Origin of the sequence: Pseudomonas sp. RGM2987, assembly GCF_022952855.1 — a bacterium.
Lineage (GTDB): Bacteria > Pseudomonadota > Gammaproteobacteria > Pseudomonadales > Pseudomonadaceae > Aquipseudomonas.
In genome coordinates this window covers 1-1,890 of sequence record NZ_JALJDX010000037.1, presented here as the reverse complement: position 1 = coordinate 1,890, position 1,890 = coordinate 1, and the positions used below count along the sequence as shown (strand labels likewise).

Annotated in this window: 1 protein-coding gene; it reads left to right on the top strand. The window is 64.1% G+C overall.

Annotated features, from left to right (window positions below):
• Window positions 1–118: 118 nt before the first annotated feature.
• On the top strand, window positions 119–1,828 hold the full coding sequence (gene recJ, locus RGM2987_RS00205; protein ID WP_245138106.1) for a single-stranded-DNA-specific exonuclease RecJ: 1,710 nt from the start codon (window positions 119–121) through the stop codon (window positions 1,826–1,828).
• Window positions 1,829–1,890: the final 62 nt, after the last annotated feature.

The following is a 1,890-nucleotide window of genomic DNA, read 5'->3' as shown; positions in this document are numbered from 1 at the left end:
GCCTGGTAGATCGCTTTGGGGGTTTTTGGGCCGCTTCGCTGCCCAGCGGGAGCAAGCTCCCTCGCCACGATCTAAAAGCCACAATTCCTACAAATCAAAGAGAAACACCCGTCACCCCATGCGCATAGAACCCCGCCAGCTACCCGACACCCTGCCATTTCTCGGTGACCTGCCGCCGTTGTTGACCCGCCTGTATGCCGCCCGCGGTGTGCAGTCCGAGACGGAACTGGACAAGAGCCTGGCGCGCTTGATCCCGTTCCAGCAGCTCAAGGGCATCGACGCGGCGGTGGACTTGCTGGTGGTGGCGCTGGAGCAACGCCAGCGGATCCTGATCGTCGGCGACTTCGATGCCGATGGTGCGACAGCCAGCACCGTGGGCGTGTTGGGCCTGCGCCTGCTCGGGGCGGCCCACGTCGACTATCTGGTGCCCAATCGCTTCGAATATGGCTACGGCCTGACCCCGGAGATCGTCGAAGTCGCCCTGACCCGCGAGCCACAGTTGCTGATCACCGTGGATAACGGCATTTCCAGTGTGGAAGGCGTGGCGGCGGCGAAAACCGCCGGTCTCCAAGTGCTGGTCACCGATCACCACTTGCCGGGCCTGGAACTGCCGGCGGCCGATGCCATCGTCAATCCGAACCAGCCGGGCTGTGAATTCCCGAGCAAGGCGCTGGCCGGTGTCGGGGTGATTTTCTATGTGTTGATGGCGCTGCGGGCACGTCTGCGAAGCCTGGGCTGGTACACCACCAAGCCACAGCCGAACATTGGCGAACTGCTGGACCTGGTGGCCTTGGGCAGCGTTGCCGACGTGGTGCCCCTGGACGCCAACAACCGGATCCTGGTGCACCAGGGCCTGGAGCGGATTCGCGCCGGGCGCGCCCGCCCGGGGATCAAGGCGATCCTGGAGGTGGCCAAGCGCGACCATTCACGCATCACCTCCACGGACTTGGGATTTATCCTCGGGCCGCGCCTGAACGCGGCGGGCCGACTGGATGACATGAGCCTGGGCATCGAATGCTTGCTCACTGACGATCCGGCCCTGGCGCGGGAGATGGCCGCGCAGCTGGACGGCATGAACCAGGACCGCAAGTCCATCGAGCAGGGCATGCAGCGCGAAGCCATGGCCCAGCTCAAGGACCTGCCGCTGGAGTCGATGCCCTTCGGCCTGTGCCTGTTCGATCCGCAATGGCACCAAGGGGTGATAGGCATCCTCGCCTCGCGGATGAAAGAGCGCTATTTCCGTCCGACTATCGCTTTTGCTGACGCCGGTGACGGCTTGCTCAAGGGCTCGGGGCGTTCGGTGCCGGGCTTCCACATCCGTGACGCGTTGAGCGTGGTGGCGGCGCAGCATCCGACCTTGATCAGCAAGTACGGCGGTCACGCCATGGCGGCGGGCCTGACCTTGCCAGAGGCGAATTTCCCGCTGTTCGCTGAGGCGTTCGACGCTGAAGTGCGCAGGCAGTTGCGTGATGAAGACCTGACCGGACGCTTGCTGTCGGACGGTACGCTGGCGGTCGAGGAGTTCCACCTGGAGCTGGCGCGGGCGCTGCGCCATGCCGGACCCTGGGGCCAGCATTTCCCCGAGCCGCTGTTTCACGGGGTATTCCAGTTGGTCGAACAACGCGTGGTGGGCGAACGGCACTTGAAGGTCGTCCTCAAGAGCGAGTGCGGCTCAGTGAAACTCGACGGCATCGCCTTTGGCATCGACCGCGAGATTTGGCCGAACCCCACCGTTCGTTGGGTGGAATTGGCCTACAAGTTGGACCTCAACGAGTTCCGTGGGCAGGAAACGGTGCAACTGATGATTGCGCATATCGAGCCGCGGTAGGCATATCCCCCTCTATCGTCCTGATCCCTGTGGCGAGGGAGCTTGCTCCCGCTGGGCTGCGA

Excerpts from the sequence above, each read along its gene's own strand:
- recJ (WP_245138106.1), top strand. The coding sequence starts at position 119 with ATGCGCATAGAACCCCGCCAGCTACCCGACACCCTGCCATTTCTCGGT.